This window comes from Erysipelothrix piscisicarius (assembly GCF_003931795.1).
Classification (GTDB): Bacteria; Bacillota_I; Bacilli_A; order Erysipelotrichales; family Erysipelotrichaceae; genus Erysipelothrix; species Erysipelothrix piscisicarius.
The window spans coordinates 1,103,008-1,125,417 of the sequence record NZ_CP034234.1; the positions used below are offsets into that span (position 1 = coordinate 1,103,008).

A 22,410-nucleotide genomic window follows, 5' to 3' on the forward strand; every position below is an offset into this window, starting at 1 on the left:
CCTAACTTTTTTTGACTTCAATTTATTGAATTGGATCAGCGTTAAAATAAATAGCATTTGTTTTAACGCTGTCATTGCGAGATTCAAGTAATTCTTTGACCGTTACAAATTTATAGCCTTGATCATGCAGTTTTTTTGCTGCACATTTAAAGCCTTCGTAACTGGATTCATAAATATCATGGAGTAAAATAATTGCACCATCATGTTTATATTTATCGATGGTATTACAAATCTGTTGAGAATCTCGAGATACCCAATCTTCACTGTCTACAGACCAGTTTACAAATGTTACGGGTGCTCCCTCGCGAACCGCTGCATTTGCACTTCCATAGGGTGGACGTACCATAAATGGACCTTTTAATCCTGAAGCTTTATACAGTGCATCGTCGGTATCTTTGATCTCCTTATTTACATCCTTAATATCCATTGAATTAAAATCCGGGTGTGTATAAGAGTGATTTGCAATTTGATGTCCTCGACGAACAATCTCTTTTACAACTGACGGATTTTGGTTAACCCGCTCGCCAAGCATAAAGAATGTTGCTTGACCTTCATATTTATCCATTTCATCCATAATTAACTTCGAATTACGATGATGTGGACCATCATCAAAAGTAAATGCAACCAATTTATCTTTTGGATTAATACCACGATCGAGGTAGACAGGTGGAATTTCGCCATCTGTTTTTTCATACGAACCGATCGAATGGGAGAAGTAATCTGTAATTTTAGATAGATCAAATGAAACGGGATCTTTAAATCCGTCGATTGTAAAGACTACACCTGAATCCGATAATGAAATCGACGCATTTTCGTCAAGTGATGTTGCCTTGAGATAGCTAAGTCGATTCATTTCTTTGGGTTTGGTAAGTGTTGCTCTTACATCGCTGATGAGTTTCTTTCGACCAAGATCATTAAATAAGTCAGTTGCTTTGACAAATTCTCCAGTTTCAATATCGTAGGTTCTAGAGATTTGATCTGTAATTTCGTTATTTAATAATGTTTTAATATCTACAGTTACATATTTATCATGGACTTGATAAATTGAGTAATCTTGGAATATTTCAGATTTCTTTCCATCTTTATTTGATAATCCTTTCGAACGCTCTTTGCTTTGAGCGGTAATCGCTTCAATCCAAGTGTTTACTTTTTCATTATCGAGTGTTGGATAATGTAAAACCATGACGTTATCATCGGTTGCTTCTTTGATGACTTCATGATGACCAATTTTTTTATACTCGTTTGAAACACGGGTCATGTATCTCGGATACTTTGAGAAAGGATTAAATATCAAAGTCACGATGATTGTTACAACAACGAGTAGGGCGGCGATAATTGACGCCACTGCCTTCATATTGAGTTTGCGTACCTTGATGCTTCGTTTAGCTTTCATAGACGCACCCACAAAATAAAAATGCTTTCATCCCAAATCCACCTTTCGTTAAGATTTTAACATATAAACAGTGGAAATTAATGATATTATCGGAAACTTAAGAAGAATTTAAGGAATAAAAATCGAAAATGATTTGTAATTCAAAAAAAGAGCTTCTTAACTAGATTTTAAACGCAAAAAATCGCTTAATGATTGTATAAATAGCCTTTTGATTTTATTGGGCTTATGTTAAAATTTTTCTTTAAACAAAGCGGTGTTTGAGCTGAAAATAGAGAATAGTCAATATATTAAATAATTTCGATATAGACTAGACATTATATTGGGACTGTTATATAATGTTAAGGCATTTAAAGGCGTAGTTGCATGTCTCTGGACGTACAACCGCACACTGTAAGGTTTAAGTGATTCGTCCACCTTACTTGGCGAGTCTTATGGCAAAAAATTGAAGGAGGTGTACTATGTACGCAATTATTGAAACAGGGGGAAAACAAGTTTTAGTTGAGAAGGATCAAACAATTTTTGTAGAAAAATTGGATGTTCAAGAAGGTGAAGAAGTTGTTTTTGAAACAGTTGTTGCTGTTAAAAACCGCACACTTAAAGTTGGTACTCCATACGTTAAAGGTGCGACTGTAACTGCTAAAGTTGAAAAACATGGAAAAGGTAAGAAAATTACTATCTTCAAGTATAAAGCTAAAAAAGGTTCAACACGTAAAAAACAAGGTCATCGTCAACCGTATACTAAGTTAGTTGTAACTGACATTAACGCAGGATAGTTCGATGATACATGTATCTGTTTTAATTAGTGAAGGCATCTATAAAAAAATGACCGTAACAGGTCATGCTGGTTCAGGTGAACACGGATTTGATCTTGTGTGTGCGGGAGTTAGTTCCATAATGGTTGGTGCTCTCAATGGTTTTGATTCATTAGATGATTCAGTAGAATTGGTCATGACTCAAGAACCACTAATTGAAATCGAAATTAAACATAGTAATGAACTAAATCAAAAACTATTTGAGTTTGTCTTGTTGCAACTTAAAACAATGGAACAAACTCAATCTAAATATATCGAAATAAATGAAAAGGAGGTTACTTCATGAAATTCGTATTAGATATCCAATTATTTGCTTCTAAAAAAGGTGTTGGTTCGACAAAAAACGGTCGTGACTCACATTCAAAACGTTTAGGCTCAAAGCGCGCAGATGGTGAATTCTGTACAGCAGGTTCAATCTTGTACCGCCAACGTGGTACAAAGATTCATCCAGGTGTTAACGTAGGCCGTGGTGGCGACGACACTTTATTCGCTAAAGTGGATGGTGTTGTTAAATTCGAACGCATTAGCAAAACTCGCAAATGTGTTTCAGTTTATCCAGTAGCTTAATCTGAAGCCCCCTTAAATAGGGGGTTTTTAATTGAAATGGAAAGGGTGATTTAATGTTTGTAGATCGCGTTAATATAAAAGTAGTAGCCGGAAACGGTGGCGATGGAATGACATCATTCCGTCGCGAAGCATTTGTTCCACTTGGTGGACCTTATGGCGGTGATGGTGGAAAAGGCGGCGATATTGTTTTTGTTGCCGATTCGAATAAATCAACATTGCTTGATTTAAGATATAATAGTGTTATCAAGGCTTCACATGGTACACCGGGTAAGAATAAAAAAATGCACGGAGCAGGCGCAGAAGATGTAGTTTTAAGAGTTCCTGTAGGCACTATGGTTATTGATAACGAAAAAGGTATTGTTATTGCTGACTTGACAGAAGTAGGCCAACGTGAGGTTGTAGCGCATGGCGGACGCGGTGGTAGAGGTAATGCTCGATTTGCAACAGCAAATAACCCTGCACCGACTTTTTCAGAAAAAGGTGAATTAGGTCAAGAACTTGATATCACAATTGAGTTGAAACTGCTGGCTGATGTAGGAATAATTGGTTATCCTTCAGTTGGGAAATCAACATTACTTTCTGTGATTTCAAGAGCCAAACCAGAAGTTGCTGATTATCATTTCACAACAATTGCGCCAAATCTTGGGATTTCAAGCAGTCCAGATGGACGTTCATTTGCGGTAGCCGATTTACCAGGTCTTATCGAAGATGCCCATCTTGGAAAAGGTCTTGGTCATGTATTCTTGAAGCACATTGAACGATGCCGTGTTTTAGTCCATGTTGTCGATATGGGTGCAGAAGATGGACGTGATCCGATTGAAGACTATAAAGTTATTAATAATGAATTGGAAAAATACAATGAATCGTTATTGAAAAAACCGATGGTTGTGGTCGCCAATAAGATGGATTTAGATGTTGCGCCTTCAAATTTAGAGAAGTTTAAAGTAGCATATCCCGATTTAGAAATTTTTGAACTTGTAACGATGGTTGGGGAAGGGATTGATTCGCTTCTTTACCGCCTTGCAGATATTCTTGACGAACATGTTGAAGAGCGCATTGAAGAACAAAGTGAATCCGTTGTCTATAAATATGAAGCTCCAAAACGTAATTTTGATATTGAACAAATCAATCAAACAAAATGGCGTGTTACGGGTGATATTATTGATCGTCAGCTCCGTCAATATGAATTTGATACAGAAGAATCTGCCATCCAATTTGGCCTTGCTATGAAGCGTTTAGGTGTTGATCAAGCACTTCGTGATGCTGGCGTAAAAGATGGAGATATTGTAATTGTTGCAGATATTCAATTTGTTTTTGAAGAAGGTATGGTAGAATAATAATAGGTGATAATATGATTGCATTTATTTCAGGTGTTGCAGTGGATCGAGGAATCGATTATGTTGTGGTCGATAACCATGGTATTGGTTATCAAGTTTTTTGTGGGAATCCAGAAATGGTTACATTAAATGAGAGCATAATATTTCACACTTACCAGCATGTGAGAGAAGATGCAATCATTTTATATGGATTTGTCGATAAACGTGAGTTGGATATTTTTCGCCAATTAATTACAATTAAAGGCGTCGGACCTAAAACGGGGATTACAATTTTAAGCCGTTTTAGTGGTGAGGATATCATTCGCGCGATTGACCAAGAAGATATGGCTTTCCTTAAGAAACTGCCAGGTGTGGGTCCTAAGATGGCTTCTCAAATGATGTTAGATCTTAAGGGAAAATTTGTCGCATCCGATACACCGTCAACAAAACATGTGGCAATGCCACTTGTTGATGAAGCGTTGGATGCACTGGCTGATCTTGGATTTAAAAAAGCAGAGTTAAACAATATAAAGCAGGAGTTGTCGCTTCTAAATCTTGATTCCGTTGACGAGATGATTAAAGAAGGCTTAAAACTCTTACATTCAAGAAAGAGGGGATTGTAGATGGAAGAACGTCTTATGTCGGGTGAAGCAGTTTTATCCGGTCAAGATTACGAAGAAAGTTTACGTCCCCAAACACTTTCTGCTTATGTTGGTCAAGAGGGATTGAAAGAAAACTTAAAGATTTTTATCGAGGCTGCGAAGTCACGGAATGAAGCACTTGATCATCTCTTGTTTTACGGTCCTCCGGGATTGGGTAAGACTACCATAGCGCATGTTATTGCAAATGAGATGCAGACCGGCATCAAGGTTACAAGTGGACCAAGTATTGAACGAAGTGGTGACCTTGCTGCTATTTTATCAAGTTTAGAACCAGGAGATGTGCTATTTATCGATGAGATTCATCGAATGCCAAAAGCTGTCGAGGAGGGTTTATATCCAGCGATGGAAGATTTTACTTTGGATCTTGTTGTTGGTAAGGATTCATCAACAAGAAGCATTCAAATTGATTTACCACCCTTTACACTTATTGGAGCGACGACGCGAGCGGGGATCTGTCCTCCATTACGTGATCGTTTCGGCATTATTTCTAAGCTCGAATATTACAGTCAAGAAGAACTTGAAACCATTGTTGCCCGAACCAGTCGAGTTTTAAATACGGTTATTGACCGTGAAGGTGTCAGTGAAATTGCAAAACGTTCTCGTGGAACACCTCGAATTGCCAATCGTTTATTTCGTCGTGTTCGTGATTTTGCTCAAGTCTTAAACGATAATGTTGTTGATATTTCAATCACAAAACTTGCGCTCGATAAGTTGAAAGTTGATAATTTAGGGCTTGATGATGTCGATTTACGGTATCTGCGTGGGATTATTGAACGATTTGATGGTGGACCGGTTGGAATTGAGGCTATAGCCGCTTCAATATCCGAAGAAACAATGACGCTTGAAGATGTATATGAACCCTACTTATTACAACTGGGTTTTATAAATCGCACTCCCCGAGGTCGTGTTGTTACGACAAAAGCATATGAACATCTTAAAATTGATGTTAATCAAAGGCTATTTGAATAGAGGTAAAGTATGAAAGTTTGTATAGTTACAGGTGGTAGTGGCGGTCATATTTACCCCGCAATTACTTATGCTGATTTCATTAAGAAAAATCGAAATAGTGAAGTTGTTTTCATTGGAAATGACCATAAAATGGAATCATGGATTGTTCCAGAAGCGGGATATCCGTTTTTTGCGATTCATAACCAAGGACTACAAGGCTCTGTTTTGGATAAAATTAAAGCTGTATTTTCTCAGTTTGGTGCATATCGTTCAGCAAAAAAACATCTTAAAACAATTCAACCAGATGTTGTATTTGCTTTTGGAGGTTATGTATGTGGACCGGTTACTTTTGCGGCAAAATTCCTTAACATTCCCATTGTTTTACATGAGCAAAATGCTTATCCTGGAAAAGCAAATAAGATGATTGCGGATTCTGCGAAAGCGATTGTTACATGTTATGAGGAAGCATTTTCGGGTAGAGATCATGTATATTATCTTGGCAATCCGCGTGCTTCGCTTATTCATGAAGATATCGATAGCTCTGATGAGGTCAAACGGCTTAATTTAGATTTAAATTTAAATACAGTTCTCATGGTTATGGGGTCTCAAGGTTCGACTGCTATGAACAAGAAATTCGTGGATTTTGTAAAACAATACGATGACGCATCGGCACAAGTCATCATCGTGACGGGACCACTCCATATTGAGGAATTCAAGAAAACAGTTGGTGAGGTTCATCAAAATATCCGACTGGAAGGGTTTGTTGATCAAAAAGCATTGCTACCAGTCATAGATTTAATTGTATGCAGATCTGGTGCATCAACGGTCGCTGAAATTGAATCATTTGGGCTTCCTTCACTACTTATTCCCAGCCCTTATGTGGCTAATAATCATCAATTCTACAATGCTAAATCGTTATTTGATAAAGGTGCATGTGATATGCTATTAGAGGAAGATATCCATGATAATATCTTAAATAAGCATGTTTTTGAACTGATTCGTAATAAACAACGATTGATTGATTTAGGAAGCAATGCGCATAAACGTGCAACGCCTGATGCGGTTTCAAATATTGCTGATTTAGTTGAAAAGGTGGTGGGGGAAAATGACACGTCGCAATAATCCTGAATTAAACGATGAACGGGAACCAATTGATAAAATTAAGGCCTCGATAGACCTTAAAAAGAAGACAATTCGCCGTAATAAACGCAAACGAAGACTTATCAAATCGATCCAAATTTTAGTTGTAATTGGAGCTCTTTTAGGGATTTACTATTTTGATAAAAGTGATGCTTCACGAATTCACAACGTAAGAGTAAATGGGAATGTGATTCTCAGTGATGACGAAATCAAAGATGCGCTTAACATTCATGAAAATCAACGGATATATTTAACGTTTAGACTTTTTATAAATCAAAAAGGAAAAAAAGTTAAGGGGATTGACAATGTTGATGCTAATGTATATTATCGTCAAGGTATCGTGAATTTAAACGTAACTGAAAAAAAAGCTGTAGGATACACATTAGAACCAACGATACGTATTTATTTTGAAGATGGATATTATAAAGAATTCGAATCGATAGATCCTGCGACAGTTGAACGCTTGCCGTTACTTGTTGGTTTTACGGAAGAATCGATGACTGAATCTTTATTAGCAGCTTTAGCCACCATTGATGATGGCTCGATGGCTTCAGTTTCCGAAATTCATTTTGAACCAACTAAAGTTGAACCAGACTATATGAGGATTGTAATGAATAATGACTATTTTGTTTTTACAAATGTAGAAACTTTACCACAACTGAATAAATATGCTACTATTATAAGTGGGGCTGATCCGAATGCTCGTTGTATCGAGTTTATCGAGTACGGTCCAACTGAAGAAACACAGTCTGCTGTTGTAAAGGCATGTGGATCATAAAAATATAAAAATATGAAAGAGGAGGAGAAATGATGGCGATTGAAAAAACCAATGAATTTGGAAAAATCAATGTTTCAAACGAAGCAATCGCAATGCTAGCTGGCGGTGTCGTGACAGAATGTTATGGTGTTGTTGGTATGGCCTCTCAGCAAGTCTTTAAAGATGGCCTTGCAGAATTGTTAAAAGGTGAAAATTATTCCAAAGGTGTTATTGTGCGTAAAGGGGATAATGGATTTGATTTAGATTTATATATTATTGTGAGTTATAACGTTAAGATTTCAGAAGTAGTACTCGAAGTTCAAAAGAAAGCGAAATACATGTTAGAAAAAACACTTCAACAAAACTTTAATACGATTAATGTTTATGTTCAAGGTATTAAGGTTGTTCAATAATGAATACGATTAATGGCGATATCTTTTTGAAGATGCTTCAAAGTGGTGCCAACAATCTGACAAATAAGCATCATGAAATCAATGCTCTTAACGTTTTCCCAGTTCCAGATGGCGATACTGGAACTAATATGAATCTTACGTTTACAAGTGGTCTAACAGATTCTAAAAAAGCTGTTACATCTCATTTGGGTCAATTATCCAAAACATTATCTCGTGGTTTATTAATGGGCGCACGTGGAAACTCAGGTGTTATCCTTTCTCAAATCTTCCGAGGTTTTGCTCAATCCGTAGAACATTTGCAAGAAGCAAGTGTAATGGATCTCGCAGAAGCGTTCCAAAAAGGGAAAGAAGTTGCATATAAAGCAGTTATGCGTCCTGTTGAAGGAACAATTCTAACTGTTTTACGTGAAAGTTCACAAGCAACATATGAATTCGTTCTTAAAAACCCGGAAATTTCAGTTATTGAATTTTTTGAGCGTTTAGTATCCGAAGCCAATATTTCTTTAGATGGAACACCAGAACTTTTACCTGTTTTAAAAGAAGTTGGTGTTGTCGATAGTGGTGGTAAAGGTTATGTTACCGTTCTTGAAGGGTTCTTAGCTGAATTAAAAGGCAATCCTATTGAACTTGAAGAGGGTGATGAGTCCAATCATGCTGCTGCATCTGATTTCGAGCATGATGAGTTTGGTTACTGTACTGAATTTATCGTACGTCTCGATGAAGCGTCAATCAACCGTTATAATGAAGATAAATTTAGAGCGCAATTAGAAGCGCTTGGTAATTCTTTGGTTGTTGTTACAGATGAAGATTTGGTCAAAGTTCATGTTCATACATTGAAGCCAGGTAATGCTTTAAACTTAGCGCAACGTTATGGTGAATTTGTTAAACTCAAGATTGAAAATATGTCAGAACAACATAATACGATTTTGGATGCAGAATCAAATGCAACTAAAAATCAAAAACAACATAGTAAATATGCGATTGTCGCGGTTGCTGCAGGATCAGGTGTTGTTGATATGTTTAAAGAACTCCGTGCAGAATATATTATTAGCGGGGGTCAAACGATGAATCCTTCAACTGAAGACTTTGTTGCATTAATTAATAACATTGATGCAGATCACATTTTTATTTTACCGAATAACTCAAATATCATTATGGCTGCGAAACAAGCTCAAGATATTTGTGAAGATAAAGATATTCACGTTATTGAAACCAAGACAATACCTCAAGGTTTATCAGCGTGTGTTATGTTTAATCCAGATGTCGACGTTGAGGATAACTTAAGTGAAATGCTTGAAGCTGTCGCAAATACAAAGACAGGTCAAGTTACATACGCAATTAAAGATACAATGTTTGAATCCATTGAAATTAAACAAAATGATTTCATGGGTATTCTTGAAAAAGACGTTGTTGTAACCAACCCAAATCGTTTAGAAACAACAAAAGCACTTTGTGCGAAGTTAATCGATGATGAGAGTGAACTTGTTACCTTAATCACGGGTGAAGATGTATCTAATGAAGAAGCGGATATGGTTGTTGATTTTATTGAATCTAACTATGACGTAGAAGTAGAATCACATCGTGGTGAACAACCTGTTTATTCATACATCATTGGAGTAGAGTAAAAGGGCTTAGCCCTTTTATTTTTATATGAAAATCACGGACAAGCAGTTAAAAATCATTGAAACTTACGGTGCGGATTCGCCCGAAAGTTTTTTAATGGTTTTTCCTTATCGATATGAGCGTCTTGAAGCGAAACCATTCGATGCCTGGCGTTCAGGGGATACCGTTGTTTTTTCGGGACGATTATTGGGTGGTTTTAAAAATTTTACATTTCGTAAGAATCAATCTGTAACAAATTTTAAAGTTGTCTATCAGGATGAAATTGTACCCGTCGCGATTTTTAATCGACGTTATCTAAACACGCGTCACTATGAACAAGGAATCGTTGTCGTGGGTGTCGTTGGGAATGATGGCAAAATTACAGCTAAAACGGTAAGTAATAAAGATATTCGTGATATTATCGGGATTAAGCCAATCTACAGTCAAAAATCTGGAATTAAGCAATATGAGATTGAACGTTTGATTGGGAAGATTATTGAAAGCGTATCGTTAGCCAATATCATCCCTTCTGAATTTCAGACGCGTTATAAGTTGATGGACCGTTTTGATGCAGTGAAGGCCATTCATATGCCCCAAAGCGAAGTTGAACTTCACCATGGTTTAAGAACTCTTAAATATGAAGAGTTTTTGGCATATCATTTATCCATTAGCTTAAATAACAGTGATCGCGAATATGGTATTTCAAAGGTATTTGATGAAGATCGAATTGCGGCAATGGTCAACGAGCTTCCTTTTAAGTTAACGGTCGACCAAGTTCAGTCGTTAAATGATATTCTTGATGATTTAAAAGAGACTAAAAAAATGAATCGTTTGCTTCAAGGTGATGTTGGTAGTGGTAAGACAATTGTTGCATTTCTTTCTGCATTTGCGTGTTATTTAGCTGGTTATCAAGTAGCAATCATGGTACCGACGGAATTACTCTTAATGCAGCATGTGAGAGCATTTCAAAAACTTTTTCCACATGTAGACTGTGTTGTATTGTCGCAAGGGGTTGATCAGCGGGATCAAGTGCTTCAAGCAATTGCTACAGGAAAGGTTCTTGTTGTTTTTGGTACCCATGCTCTTTTCCAAAAAGATGTTATTTTTGATAATTTGGGATTCGTGATTATTGATGAGCAACACCGATTTGGTGTTGAACAACGGCGCGCACTCATTGCGAAAGGAAATCACATTGATACCTTAATGCTTTCTGCTACGCCGATTCCACGAACTTTAGCCGCAAGTCTATTTTTTGATTTAGACGTATCAACGATTTCGACTTATCCAAGTCATCGAAAGCAAATCGAAACTCATTGGATTCGTGAAAATTCCCTTCGCAGTATCATGGAACCAATTCAAAAACGATTAAACAATCACGAGCAAATCTATATCGTTTGTGCTGCGATTGATGAAGGGGAACGAGCGGGTGTTAAAAACGTTCACACATTATTGGGTAATTTAAAACCTGTGTTTACTAATTATAACGTTGATATTGTCCATGGAAAAATGCCGAGTGACTTAAAGAATGCGAAAATGCAGGCATTTGTTTCGGGCGAGATTGACATTCTCATTAGTACAAGTGTTATCGAGGTTGGATTGGATGTTCATAATGCCAATATGATGATTATCTATAATGCTGAGCAATTTGGATTGGCGACCCTCCATCAGCTTCGGGGTCGTGTTGGCCGTGGAAAAATCCAAGGCGTATGTTATCTACTGAGTTGTAATGAAAGTGATGAAACGGCTCAACGTATGAATGCGTTGGTTTCTTCACATGATGGATTTGAACTCTCGGTGATTGATATGAGACTTAGAGGATTTGGTGATGTGCTAGGCCAACGTCAATCTGGGCTTCCAAACTTCATACTGGGTGATATCATTAAGGATGAAAATATTTTAAAACAAGCTAAGATTGATGCACTTACTATTGCTCACGATTTAAATAATAAGGATTATGCAGAAATAATTGCGGATGTCGACCGCCGACAGTATTTTAAAACGACATAATGGTGTATAATATTATAAGGTGATAACATGACAAAATGGGATTTATTGGATTCTATGAAGATTCCATACTTTAATAAAGATTTAATTAATAATGCGTTTATTCATTCTTCATATGTAAATGAAGCAGAAGAATTATTGGAAGATAATGAGCGTCTTGAGTTTATGGGCGATGCAGTTTTACAAATTTGTGTATCAGAGCGTCTTTTTAAGCATCAAGATCATTTTAATGAAGGTGATATGACGCTTTATCGCGCAAAATTAGTTTGTGAGGATGCGCTTGCGCAGTACAGTTTAAAACTTAAACTCAATGACTATTTGATGTTGGGAATGGGTGAGGAGAAAAATGGTGGTAGGGTTCGTGTATCCATTATCGCTGACTTGTTTGAAAGTTTTATTGGTGCTCTCTATTTAGACAGTGGTATTGATAGCGTCAATCGAGTGCTTGATTCTGTAATGAATGATGCGTTTAATGAACTTGAATCGTTGAGCATTACGGATTACAAAACAAAGTTACAGGAATATATCCAATCCGATTCACGTAAGTCGGTGAGTTATGAGGTTATTAATGTTGTGGGTCCTTCCAATGCCCCTGAATTTGAAGTCGTTGTAAAGTTGGATGAACTTATTTTTGGCCAAGGAAAAGGCTTATCAAAAAAGAAAGCAGAACAGATGGCTGCAAAGGATGCTTTTGAAAAATTAGTAAAATAATAAAGGAGATGATATCGTGACCGAAATTTTTGACAAACTTGGAATTAATAAAAATTATTCGTTTCATTTGGAGGATGCGGACATTATCTCATGTAAGTATAATCCAGAACAAAAGAAATTGATTCTAAACTTGAAGGTAATGAAAGCATTACCTTTTTCAGTCTATCGAGAGGTAGAAAAGAAATTAAAATTATATACCAAAACGGATGTTGAAATTAAGGTTGAATCTGAGCAATGTGACTTGGACTTTTTAAACATCAGTCAGTACACTGACATGATTGTTAGGGTAAATAATTTATCGGCAGTCAAAGAAGCGTCATTGCAACTTATAAATCAAGAACTTAAGTTACTCTGTATTGATTCTCGTCATCAAGAGGCAACATCGCGTGAATGCGCCATGTTGTGTGATGCTTTGAAATCATTTGGCATCCATCTTGATGTTTGTGCAGAAATCTCAGTTGAAAATCTTGCAGATGAAATTTCAGAAATGCCTAAGGTTGATAAAGTTGAGGTCATAGACCGTAAAGTGGTATCAAGAGTACCAAAACGACGAAATGGTAAAGGGAATTATAATCCAATTAAGATGAGTTTGCTTACGGATGAAGCCCGTGATGTTTCGGTTGCTGGGAAGGTGTTTGATGTTGAGGTTCGCGAAACGCGTACAGGGAAATTTATCGCGAAGTATTATTTAAGTGATGGGGAGTCAGCAATTTGTGTTGTTGATTTTGCAGATACTGAAGACGAAATCATTTCAAAAGGAATTTGTATTCGAGTCTTTGGGACCTACGTGTTCGATGCGAAATATGAACGTGATTACATTTTTAAAATGGATCGCTATGAAGAAATTGACAATATTTTCCGCCGTTTTGATACTGCTGATGAAAAACGTGTCGAGTTCCATTTACACACGAAATATTCTGAAATGGACGGTATTAACGATGCTTCAGAATATATGGCTCAAGCTTTTGAATGGGGGCATCCCGGAATGATCATAACGGATCATACGGGTGTTCAATGTTTTCCTAAAGCGTATGGTAATCTCAAGAAATTACGTTCAAAATATCCAGATCACGCATTTAAACTGGGTTATGGCGTTGAAATGAATATGGTTGATGGTGAACTTAAAATTGTTTCAAATGCACATGGTGAACCACTCCAAACAGGATCATATGTTTCTTTTGACTTGGAAACTACGGGACTTTCAAATTATTATGACCACATTATTGAATTTGGTGGTGTTTTAATTGAGAATGGACGTGTTGTTAAGAAGATGCAAACGTTTATCAAAGCACCAGTTCTGGTTCGACCATTTATTCAAGAATTAACCAATATTACGGATGCTGACTTAATGAATGCACCTACAATCGAAGAAGCAATGGATGAAATTTTAGAGTTTTTAGGGGACCATGTTCTGGTTGCTCATAACGCCCAATTTGATATTGATTTTATTCAAGAAACTCTTCGCCGAATGGGAAGAGCACCAATTCAAAATGCAGTTATTGATACTCTAGATTTATCGCGTGCTCTTTTTGATAATCGTCGTTCATACCGATTAGGTAGTATTGCGCGATTTATGCGAATTGGTTATGACGAAGGGGTTGCTCACCGGGCAGATTATGATGCGGAAGTATTGTCTCTTGTATTTTTAGAAATGTTGCGCTTAGAGCAATTAAGTTCAATGCAAACGATTGATGAATTACAATCCTTAAATAATGAATCAAGTTTTAAGAAATTACGTAAAAGTCATTGTACAGTAATAGCCAAAACACAATCAAGTATTAAGGATTTATATCAATTAATAACGTTATCTCATACCAAATACCTTGCGTTCTTCGGTAAAACATCGAAAGGTGATGCAGTTATGGCAGAACCGAGAATTCTAAGGAGTGAATTAACGCGTTTTCGCGAGAATTTATTAATTGGGGCAGGATGTACTAATTCAGAACTCTTTGAGATTGCGATGAATAAAAGTCAAGAAGCGCTGGAGCGTTGTATTTCGTTTTATGATTATGTAGAGATTATGCCTTTAGATTTATATGCGCCTTTGTTGGAGAGTCAAGCCATTGAAAGTGAGGACCGTTTAGTTGATATTATTAATCGTATTATTACGACAGCGAATAAACTAAATAAACCGATCTTAGCAGTTGGGAATGTTCATTACAATCATCCAAGTGAAAAAGTCATTCGTGATGTCTATATTCACTCACAAGGTATTGGAGGTTCACGTCATCCGCTCTATATCTTTAATGAGCAACGTCGTATGGCTTTTGAAGCACCCGATCAACATTTTAGAAGTACAACCGAGATGTTGGATGCTTTCGCCTTTTTAGGTCCAGATAAAGCATATGAGTACGTCGTGAAAAATCCCGTGAAATTATTGGATCAAATTGAAGATATCGCACCAAAGAAAAAAGAATTGTTTACCCCGCATTTAGAGAACAGTGATGAGCTCCTTAAGGAAATTGTGTATCGCAATGCCCATAACCTTTACGGAAATCCGCTTCCTGAAATTGTTGAGGCGCGCATTGATCGTGAGCTAAAATCAATTTTCGGTAATGGATATGGAGTTATTTACTATATCTCACATCTTCTTGTAAAGAAATCATTGGATGATGGATATCTTGTCGGATCTCGAGGCTCAGTTGGTTCTTCACTTGTTGCGACCATGGCAGAAATAACCGAAGTTAATCCCTTGGCACCTCATTATGTATGTGACAATTGTCATTATAATGAGTTCTTCCTTGGTGGTGAATACTCTTCAGGATTTGACTTGGACCCGAAAGATTGTCCGAATTGTGGTAAAGCACTGCATTGTGAGGGACAAGATATTCCTTTTGAGACCTTTTTAGGTTTTGAAGGTGATAAAGTACCTGATATTGATTTAAACTTCTCGGGTGATTATCAGGAATTTGCACATGCTTATACGAAAGAAATATTCGGTGAAGAATATGTTTATCGTGCTGGAACAATTTCAACAGTGGCTCAAAAAACTGCTTTTGGTTATGTTCTTGGTTACCATGAAAGTATGAATATTACCAACAGTAATAATGCATGGAATACATATCTTGCGGTTGGTGCCGAAGGGGTTAAACGAACGACTGGACAGCATCCAGGTGGAATTATTGTTGTTCCAGATTACATGGATGTTCATGACTTTACACCCATTCAATATCCTGCGAATAATCCTGATTCGTCGTGGTATACGACGCATTTCGAATTCCATGATATTGATGACAACGTGTTAAAACTTGATATTTTAGGCCATGTCGATCCTACGGCGATGAAGATGTTAGAGCGCCTTACGGGTGTTGACATTCATGATGTGCCGATGAACGATAAAAAAACGTTATCCCTTTTTGGGTCTACAGAAGCCTTGGAAGTTGATGAGCGTAAATATCATGAAGTAACAGGGGGACTGGGATTGCCTGAGTTTGGTACTCCATTTGTTCGTGGCATGCTTGAAGCGACACGTCCTAATAAATTCTCAGACTTAGTTCGAATTTCAGGATTATCACACGGAACAGATGTTTGGAGAAATAATGCAGAAGAATTAATAAAACAAGGATTAGCGTTTGATAAGGTAATTGGTTGTCGTGACGATATTATGGTTGACTTGATGCATTATGGCCTTGAAGCAAAAGAAGCATTCACCATTATGGAAAGTGTTCGTAAAGGACGCGGACTCACGGACGATTGGATTGCTTCGATGAAAAAAAATAATGTGCCGGAGTGGTATATCGATTCGTGTTTAAAAATCAAGTACATGTTCCCGAAAGCCCATGCGGTTGCATATGTTATGATGGCGATACGGGTTGCTTGGTTTAAAGTTTACTACGCGCGTGCATATTACGCGGTGTATTTTACATTGCGAGTTAACGCTTATGAGATCGAAACGATGTGTGCTTCACAAGAAATCGTTGCCAGTCGTTTAAACTCAATTAATATGCGCCTGAAGAGTTTCGATACAAAGAAAGACGTTTCGATAAAAGAAAAACTTGATTGATACACTTGAAGTAACGCTTGAACTTCAAAGTAGGGGATATAAGGTAAGTCCAATTGATTTAGAATTGTCGAAGGCAACTGAGTTTAGTTTGGATCCGCGCGACGATAAAGCGATTTTACCGCCATTCAATGTTGTTGATGGGTTAGGTGATAATGTTGCCCGTCAGCTTGTGAAGGCGCGAGAAGAGCAACCGTTTATTTCGAAAAAAGATTTAATGACTCGTGGCGGAATCAGCTCAACTTCAGTCAAGAAATTAGACGAGTTGGGTGTCACGACACATCTACAAGATAGTAATCAGATGAGTTTGTTTTAAAAGATTAGATGCTAAAAATTAATCTATTTTTAACTGCTGAAACTGGATGCATAAATTTGCTTTTACCACGGTTTAAGTGTATAATATGCATATACTTTTAAACAGAGGAGTGGTTAAGCCACTCCTTATATATTGTCTAAGGAGCGAATATGGAAAAGTATTTAGAGAAAATTAAACCAACTGCAGAAGCGCTGGGACTTGATATTATTGATGCAGAACTCATTGGCAACGATTTGCTTGAATTGAGTATTGCACGTAAAGACTTCACACCTGTGGACTTAGAAATCTGTGCGAAGGCTGGTGAAGCATTTGGTGAAGCATTGGATTTTGAGATTGGTCTGGATGTAGGTTCTGCTGGTGCAGAACGTGTCATTCTTGAAGAAGATTATGAAAATGTTGTTGATCAATATGTATTAATTAAATTTAAAAATCCAATACAAGGTGCTGACTATGTAGAAGGAACAGTAATATCCGTAGACGAAAACGAGGTTGTTGTATCTTATAGACAAAAAACAGCATTAAAGAAAATTGCAATTGAACGTTTAAATATTAAAATGCTAAGATTAGCGGTTAAAGTTTAAGGAGATAGTGAAATGAACGTTAAGAATGTTATATTAGCGATGCAAGAGATTGAAGATAATCGCAATATTTCAAAAGAGATTATTATTGATGCATTGCAAGACTCATTGATTAAAGCATATCGCAAACAAATCGGGGTTCCGGATGCACTTGTCGATGTAATCATTGATGAAAGAACTCAAGAAATGAAATTATTCCATAAATTCCTTGTGGTTGAAGAAGTAATGGATGACGAATTAGAAGTTGGAATTACAGAACTTCCTGAAGGTGCAGAAGGCCTTCAAGTAGGGGAGTACTACATGATCGAAGAACCAATTATGGAGTTAGGACGTGCCGCAGCGACGCTTGCGAAAAATGTGATCAAACAAAAAATTCGTGAAGCCGAAAAGCAAGCTGTTTATGATGAATACATTGATCAACTGGGTGAGATGATTATGGCCATGGTTGAAAGTGTTGAAGAAAAATTTGTGGTTCTAAACCTCGGTAAGTCATTGGCAGTCATGCCACGTGCAGCACAAATTGAAGGTGAAACATACCGTGAAGGACAAACACTTAAAGTTGTTATTACGGATGTAAACCGTGATACTAAAGGTGCTCAAATCTTGGTATCGCGTGCTGATGCAATGCTTGTGCGTCGTTTATTTGAAAATGAAGTTCCTGAAATTTTTGAAGGACAAGTTGAGATTAAAGCAATTGCACGTGAAGCAGGTGAACGTACTAAAATCGCCGTATATTCCCATGATTCTGATATTGATCCAATTGGAGCATGTATTGGACCAAGTGGAAGTCGTGTTCAAGCCATTATTGAAGAACTCAAAGGTGAAAAAATTGACATCTTTGAGTGGAGTGATAATATGGTTGAGCTAATCAACAATGCACTTGCTCCTGCAGAAGTAATTGCAGTTTATCCAAATGCGGATAATAAGGGCCTTGTGGTTATCGTTGATGACAACCAGCTATCCTTAGCGATTGGTAAACGCGGTAAAAATGCGCGTTTAGCAGTTCGTCTGACAAAACAACGCATTGATATTAAGTCTGTATCTGAAGCGCAAGCAGAAGGTATTGATTATGTTTCCTTAATGGCAGCATATGAAGCAGAAATTCGTTCAAAACAAGTTCGAGACGAAATTGTTGAAGAAATCGAAGACCGCGATGAAGTAGTAGAAACAGTCGAAGTTGAAGAATCTACTGATGAAGTAATTCAAGAAGTGGAACAAGACGTTGTCGAAGATGTGACTGAAGAAGAAACTCAACCGGAAGAAGTTGAAGAAACGATTAAAATTGACCGTAAAGATGTTTTCAAACCACGAACAGACTATGTGTCAAAATTCGAACAACTTGCTGATGCATCACGTAAAGAAGAAAGTGATTTACGCCATCGTAGACGTAAACCAGAACGTGAAGAAGAGAAGCCAGTAAACACAAGCGAACTTCTTAAAGAAAAAGAATATGAAATTCTTCCTGAGTATTCACCTGAAGAACTCAAACAAATTGAGAAACAACAGGCTGCAGAATCGAATTCATGGTTAGAAGAAGAAATTGACTTCGATGAATTTGATGAGTACTACGACGCCGAATAATCTTAGGAGGTGTGTCATGAAGAAAGTACCATTGCGCAAATGTATTGTAACGGGAGAACAACATCCAAAAGCGGATTTGCTTCGCGTTGTATTAACACCCGAGGATACAATTGAAATCGACCCAAGTGGGCGAAAAAACGGGCGTGGAGCATATTTATATGTGACGGAAGAGACCATTGAGAAAGCTCAGAAGTCTCGTGCTCTCGAACGTGCACTGAAAACTAAAGTTCCGGTTGAAATTTATGAGGAGCTTAAGAACTATGTTCGATAAACAAAAAATGTTAAATACGCTTGGTTTATGTCAACGTGGACGAAAGTTAGTTTACGGAGATGAATTGCTTCCAGCAATCACAAAAAACAAAGTGTATGCAGTCGTTTTAGCGGATAATGCATCCGATCGAACACGAAAACAAATCCAAGATAAGTGTAATACAGCGGGAATTCCTGTTATTGGAGGAATTACACGTGAAGAATTGTCGTGGTCAATTGGCATGACAAATCGTGTTGCTGTTGGAGTAAGTGATCGAGGATTTAGTAAAGTATTTAAATCTTACTTAGTAGAAAGAGGTGACGTAGTAAGTGAGTAATAAAAAAAGACAAAGAAATAATAAAAACAAACAGAATCGTAATAATAAGCGTCCCGCTCAGGACAACTTTAAACCGAAAGATAACGTCGTAATTTCGGAGATTGAGTATACTGATGGTATTACGGTTAAGGAATTATCTGAGAAAATAAATAAAAGTCCTGCTGAAGTAATTAAACTTTTATTTATGATGGGAACGATGGTTACGATCAATACGTCTTTAGATGATGATACGGTACAGTTAATCTGTATGGAATATGAAATTGAAGCAACACGTGTTGAGCCTGTTGATGAATTAACATTGGATGATGAAGAAAAAGATGATCCATCAACTTTAGAACAACGTCCTCCAATTGTTACAATTATGGGACATGTTGACCACGGTAAGACAACAACATTGGATACAATTCGTAATACGGATGTCGTTGCGGATGAGTTCGGTGGTATTACCCAACATATTGGGGCTTACCAAATTACTCATAAAGGCAAAAAAATTACCTTTTTAGATACTCCAGGTCATGAGGCTTTTACAGCAATGCGTGCTCGTGGTGCGAGTGTAACCGATATTGTTATTGTTGTCGTTGCTGCGGATGATGGTGTGATGCCACAAACACGCGAGGCAGTTGATCACGCTCGTGCAGCGAACGTTCCACTTATCGTCGCAATTAATAAAATCGATAAACCGAATATTAATATTGATCGTGTATATTCAGAATTTAGTGATCTTGGAGTTATGCCAGAAGAATGGGGTGGAGACACTGTATTCGTTAAAATCTCGGCAAAATCTGGCGAAGGAATTGAAGAATTGCTCGAAACAGTTCTTGTAGCTTCTGAGCTAGAGGACTTGACAGCAAATCCAAATCGCTTGGCGTTTGGTACTGTTATTGAGGCTAAACTTGATAAAAGTCGTGGTCCCGTCGCAACCCTTATTGTTCAAAAAGGAACATTACGTCAAGGGGATCCAGTTGTAGTAGGAACTACATTTGGTCGAATTCGTAAAATGGTTGATAACCGTGGTCGCGAGTTACAAGAAGCATTACCTTCAATGCCTGTGGAAATTATTGGTCTAAGTGATGTTCCAATTGCAGGGGACTCATTCAGAGCGTTTGATGATGAAAAGAGTTCACGTGCCGTTGCGGATAAACGTAATCAAGCTCGAATTCTAGCAGATCGTAATCAAACAAGTGCATTAAGTCTTGATGATTTATCACAACAAATTGCTGATGGTGAAATTCAAGATATTAATGTTATTCTTAAAACGGATGTTCAAGGTTCAGCAGAAGCGGTTAAAGCAGCGCTGGAACGTATTGAAGTTGGTGATGGACATGATGTTCGTGTAAATGTTATTCGTGCTACTGTAGGTGGTATTACAGAGAATGATATCATGTTAGCATCTGCATCAAATGCTATTATTATTGGATTTAATATCCGACCTACTGCAGCAATTCGAAAGAAAGCTGAAGAAGAAGGAATTGAAATTCGTCTTTACAATATTATCTATAAAGCAATTGAAGCTATGGAAGCAGCGATGAAGGGTATGTTAGCACCTGTGTTTGAAGAAAAAATCTTTGGTCAAGCTGAAGTACGTGAGATTTATAAAGTTTCTAAAGTTGGTACAATTGCTGGATGTATGGTTACAGATGGTAAAATGCTTAAAGAATCCGGTGTACGTCTAATGCGTGATGGTGTTGTTATCTATGAAGGGCAAATGGCTTCATTAAAACGATTCCAAAATGATGCAAAAGAAGTATCGCAAGGATTTGAATGTGGTATTACAATTGAAAACTTTAATGATATTAAAGATGGTGACGTTATCGAGTCATTTGGTGAAATTGAAGTTGAACAAAAGTAGAACAGAGGTAATTTAATATGACAGTTAAAAAAGAACGTATTGAATCTATCATTAAGCGTGAACTTGCTCCAGTGATTCAAAATCGCTTGAACGATCCAAGTTTAAAGTTTGTCAGCATAACAGAAGTCGATGTTACTAACGATTTCTCGTTTGCGACAATTTATGTTAGTTTTTTAGAAGATGCTAAGAAAAAACCAGGTATGGATGCTTTAAATAAAGCAAAAGGTATGCTTCGTTCAGAAGTGAGTAAGGCATTAAGTATTCGCCGAACTCCTGAGTTAATTTTTAAACTTGATGAATCATCTGAGTATGGTGCTAAGATCGACGGTATCTTAGAATCACTTAAAAAATAATAAAAAAGGCTTGGACTATAAATCCAAGCTTTTTTTATGGGAGTATAAAAAAACGGCATTTACTTGCCGTTTTTTGGGGGTTTAATCATACCTTCATGAATCGCGTTAAGAACTGTTTCGTACGCTCCTCCTTAGGATTCAAGAATAATTCCTCAGGGGATCCTTCTTCCAAAATAATTCCGCTATCCATGAATAAGATGCGGTCACTGACTTCTCGAGCAAAATCCATTTCATGAGTAACAATAAACATGGTATAGCCTTCTTTGGCTAAGCTTTTAATCACTTCAAGTACATCTCCGACCATTTCAGGGTCTAGGGCTGATGTGGGCTCGTCTAAGAGGAGAAATTCGGGTTTCATACATAATGCACGCGCAATCGCAATACGCTGTTTTTGACCTCCAGAAAGCTGTTTAACGCTTTGGTCTTTAAACTCAACCATGCCAACGCGTTCAAGATTTTTAATGGCTTCTGCCTCTGCTTCTTTTGGATCCACTTTTAATACTTTAATCGGGGCAAGCGTACAATTTTCTAATACAGATTTATTGTTAAAAAGATTAAATGACTGAAAGATCATACCAACTTGTGAACGGTATTGATTAATATCCATTCCATGATCCGTTACATCTTCATTGTTAAACGTGATTGTTCCGTTGTCAAACGTTTCAAGAAGGTTAATACAACGTAAAAGTGTTGATTTACCACTACCACTTGAACCAATACACGAAACAACTTCACCTTTTTTTATTTCAAGATTGATGTCTTTCAAAACTTGCAATTCACCAAATGATTTATTTAAATGTGATATGGATAAGAAACTCATT

Annotated in this window: 22 protein-coding genes and 1 other annotated feature; of the genes, 20 read left to right on the forward strand and 2 right to left on the reverse strand. The window is 37.2% G+C overall.

Features of this window, described 5'->3' with window-relative positions; translation table 11 throughout:
- Positions 1-22: 22 nt before the first annotated feature.
- A complete protein-coding gene (locus EEI45_RS05575; protein ID WP_125164463.1) occupies positions 23-1,393 on the reverse strand; it encodes a polysaccharide deacetylase family protein in 1,371 nt (456 codons plus the stop codon).
- A 369-nt stretch (positions 1,394-1,762) separates the two neighbouring features.
- Positions 1,763-1,833: a sequence feature (ribosomal protein L21 leader region), on the forward strand.
- A gap of 18 nt (positions 1,834-1,851) precedes the next feature.
- Here EEI45_RS05575 and rplU point away from each other — a divergent pair.
- From rplU to rbfA, 20 genes are all read left to right on the forward strand, one after another.
- Entirely contained in the window at positions 1,852-2,166 is a 315-nt protein-coding gene (gene rplU / locus EEI45_RS05580) for a 50S ribosomal protein L21 (RefSeq protein WP_125164464.1), read from the forward strand.
- Between the two features lie 4 nt (positions 2,167-2,170).
- Complete coding sequence (locus tag EEI45_RS05585; RefSeq protein WP_125164465.1) at positions 2,171-2,491, forward strand: ribosomal-processing cysteine protease Prp; 321 nt, start codon at positions 2,171-2,173, stop codon at positions 2,489-2,491.
- Positions 2,488-2,772 (forward strand): 50S ribosomal protein L27, encoded by a 285-nt coding sequence (gene rpmA, locus EEI45_RS05590; RefSeq protein ID WP_003773744.1) that lies wholly within the window; start codon positions 2,488-2,490, stop codon positions 2,770-2,772. Before EEI45_RS05585 ends, rpmA begins: the two co-directional genes overlap by 4 nt.
- Before the next feature lie 53 nt (positions 2,773-2,825).
- Positions 2,826-4,109: a GTPase ObgE gene (obgE, locus tag EEI45_RS05595; protein ID WP_125164466.1), complete on the forward strand. Its 1,284-nt coding sequence runs from the start codon at positions 2,826-2,828 to the stop codon at positions 4,107-4,109.
- 14 nt (positions 4,110-4,123) lie between these two features.
- A complete protein-coding gene (gene ruvA / locus EEI45_RS05600; protein WP_125164467.1) occupies positions 4,124-4,711 on the forward strand; it encodes a Holliday junction branch migration protein RuvA in 588 nt (195 codons plus the stop codon).
- Positions 4,712-5,719: a Holliday junction branch migration DNA helicase RuvB gene (gene ruvB / locus EEI45_RS05605; protein WP_125164468.1), complete on the forward strand. Its 1,008-nt coding sequence runs from the start codon at positions 4,712-4,714 to the stop codon at positions 5,717-5,719.
- 9 nt (positions 5,720-5,728) lie between these two features.
- The gene (gene murG / locus EEI45_RS05610; RefSeq protein ID WP_125164469.1) at positions 5,729-6,820 is read left to right on the forward strand and encodes an undecaprenyldiphospho-muramoylpentapeptide beta-N-acetylglucosaminyltransferase; all 1,092 of its coding nucleotides are present in this window, start codon (positions 5,729-5,731) and stop codon (positions 6,818-6,820) included.
- Positions 6,804-7,616 (forward strand): cell division protein FtsQ/DivIB, encoded by an 813-nt coding sequence (locus EEI45_RS05615; protein ID WP_125164470.1) that lies wholly within the window; start codon positions 6,804-6,806, stop codon positions 7,614-7,616. Before murG ends, EEI45_RS05615 begins: the two co-directional genes overlap by 17 nt.
- Before the next feature lie 32 nt (positions 7,617-7,648).
- A complete protein-coding gene (locus EEI45_RS05620) occupies positions 7,649-8,008 on the forward strand; it encodes an Asp23/Gls24 family envelope stress response protein (protein WP_016357183.1) in 360 nt (119 codons plus the stop codon).
- Positions 8,008-9,633, forward strand: a complete 1,626-nt coding sequence (locus EEI45_RS05625; protein WP_125164471.1) for a DAK2 domain-containing protein — start codon at positions 8,008-8,010, stop codon at positions 9,631-9,633. The genes EEI45_RS05620 and EEI45_RS05625 overlap by 1 nt, the downstream gene beginning before the upstream one ends.
- 25 nt (positions 9,634-9,658) lie before the next feature.
- Positions 9,659-11,617: an ATP-dependent DNA helicase RecG gene (locus EEI45_RS05630; RefSeq protein WP_125164472.1), complete on the forward strand. Its 1,959-nt coding sequence runs from the start codon at positions 9,659-9,661 to the stop codon at positions 11,615-11,617.
- Positions 11,618-11,644: 27 nt separating this feature from the next.
- On the forward strand, positions 11,645-12,325 hold the full coding sequence (gene rnc, locus EEI45_RS05635; RefSeq protein ID WP_003773729.1) for a ribonuclease III: 681 nt from the start codon (positions 11,645-11,647) through the stop codon (positions 12,323-12,325).
- Between the two features lie 16 nt (positions 12,326-12,341).
- Positions 12,342-16,328, forward strand: coding sequence for a PolC-type DNA polymerase III (locus EEI45_RS05640; protein WP_228410239.1), 3,987 nt, complete (start codon positions 12,342-12,344; stop codon positions 16,326-16,328).
- Entirely contained in the window at positions 16,321-16,641 is a 321-nt protein-coding gene (locus EEI45_RS09300; protein ID WP_228410240.1) for a helix-hairpin-helix domain-containing protein, read from the forward strand. The genes EEI45_RS05640 and EEI45_RS09300 overlap by 8 nt, the downstream gene beginning before the upstream one ends.
- A 149-nt stretch (positions 16,642-16,790) precedes the next feature.
- A complete protein-coding gene (locus EEI45_RS05645; protein ID WP_125164473.1) occupies positions 16,791-17,222 on the forward strand; it encodes a ribosome maturation factor RimP in 432 nt (143 codons plus the stop codon).
- A 12-nt stretch (positions 17,223-17,234) separates the two neighbouring features.
- Positions 17,235-18,800 (forward strand): transcription termination factor NusA, encoded by a 1,566-nt coding sequence (gene nusA / locus EEI45_RS05650; protein ID WP_125164474.1) that lies wholly within the window; start codon positions 17,235-17,237, stop codon positions 18,798-18,800.
- A 16-nt stretch (positions 18,801-18,816) separates the two neighbouring features.
- On the forward strand, positions 18,817-19,071 hold the full coding sequence (gene rnpM, locus EEI45_RS05655; protein ID WP_125164475.1) for an RNase P modulator RnpM: 255 nt from the start codon (positions 18,817-18,819) through the stop codon (positions 19,069-19,071).
- Entirely contained in the window at positions 19,061-19,387 is a 327-nt protein-coding gene (locus tag EEI45_RS05660) for a L7Ae/L30e/S12e/Gadd45 family ribosomal protein (RefSeq protein ID WP_125164476.1), read from the forward strand. Before rnpM ends, EEI45_RS05660 begins: the two co-directional genes overlap by 11 nt.
- Entirely contained in the window at positions 19,380-21,236 is a 1,857-nt protein-coding gene (gene infB, locus EEI45_RS05665; RefSeq protein WP_125164477.1) for a translation initiation factor IF-2, read from the forward strand. Before EEI45_RS05660 ends, infB begins: the two co-directional genes overlap by 8 nt.
- Before the next feature lie 17 nt (positions 21,237-21,253).
- Entirely contained in the window at positions 21,254-21,589 is a 336-nt protein-coding gene (gene rbfA, locus EEI45_RS05670) for a 30S ribosome-binding factor RbfA (RefSeq protein ID WP_125164478.1), read from the forward strand.
- A gap of 85 nt (positions 21,590-21,674) precedes the next feature.
- Here rbfA and EEI45_RS05675 read toward each other — a convergent pair whose 3' ends face one another.
- On the reverse strand, positions 21,675-22,409 hold the full coding sequence (locus EEI45_RS05675) for an amino acid ABC transporter ATP-binding protein (protein WP_125164479.1): 735 nt from the start codon (positions 22,407-22,409) through the stop codon (positions 21,675-21,677).
- Between the last annotated feature and the right edge of the window lies 1 nt (position 22,410).

Coding starts and splice junctions, on each gene's coding strand:
- EEI45_RS05625 (WP_125164471.1), top strand. CDS start 8,008: ATGAATACGATTAATGGCGATATCTTTTTGAAGATGCTTCAAAGTGGT.
- murG (WP_125164469.1), top strand. CDS start 5,729: ATGAAAGTTTGTATAGTTACAGGTGGTAGTGGCGGTCATATTTACCCC.
- obgE (WP_125164466.1), top strand. CDS start 2,826: ATGTTTGTAGATCGCGTTAATATAAAAGTAGTAGCCGGAAACGGTGGC.
- EEI45_RS05620 (WP_016357183.1), top strand. CDS start 7,649: ATGGCGATTGAAAAAACCAATGAATTTGGAAAAATCAATGTTTCAAAC.
- EEI45_RS05630 (WP_125164472.1), top strand. CDS start 9,659: ATGAAAATCACGGACAAGCAGTTAAAAATCATTGAAACTTACGGTGCG.
- EEI45_RS05585 (WP_125164465.1), top strand. CDS start 2,171: ATGATACATGTATCTGTTTTAATTAGTGAAGGCATCTATAAAAAAATG.
- EEI45_RS05615 (WP_125164470.1), top strand. CDS start 6,804: ATGACACGTCGCAATAATCCTGAATTAAACGATGAACGGGAACCAATT.
- rnc (WP_003773729.1), top strand. CDS start 11,645: ATGACAAAATGGGATTTATTGGATTCTATGAAGATTCCATACTTTAAT.
- EEI45_RS05645 (WP_125164473.1), top strand. CDS start 16,791: ATGGAAAAGTATTTAGAGAAAATTAAACCAACTGCAGAAGCGCTGGGA.
- rpmA (WP_003773744.1), top strand. CDS start 2,488: ATGAAATTCGTATTAGATATCCAATTATTTGCTTCTAAAAAAGGTGTT.
- rbfA (WP_125164478.1), top strand. CDS start 21,254: ATGACAGTTAAAAAAGAACGTATTGAATCTATCATTAAGCGTGAACTT.
- rplU (WP_125164464.1), top strand. CDS start 1,852: ATGTACGCAATTATTGAAACAGGGGGAAAACAAGTTTTAGTTGAGAAG.
- EEI45_RS05675 (WP_125164479.1), bottom strand. CDS start 22,409: ATGAGTTTCTTATCCATATCACATTTAAATAAATCATTTGGTGAATTG.
- nusA (WP_125164474.1), top strand. CDS start 17,235: ATGAACGTTAAGAATGTTATATTAGCGATGCAAGAGATTGAAGATAAT.
- ruvA (WP_125164467.1), top strand. CDS start 4,124: ATGATTGCATTTATTTCAGGTGTTGCAGTGGATCGAGGAATCGATTAT.
- ruvB (WP_125164468.1), top strand. CDS start 4,712: ATGGAAGAACGTCTTATGTCGGGTGAAGCAGTTTTATCCGGTCAAGAT.
- EEI45_RS05660 (WP_125164476.1), top strand. CDS start 19,061: ATGTTCGATAAACAAAAAATGTTAAATACGCTTGGTTTATGTCAACGT.
- EEI45_RS05575 (WP_125164463.1), bottom strand. CDS start 1,393: ATGAAAGCTAAACGAAGCATCAAGGTACGCAAACTCAATATGAAGGCA.
- rnpM (WP_125164475.1), top strand. CDS start 18,817: ATGAAGAAAGTACCATTGCGCAAATGTATTGTAACGGGAGAACAACAT.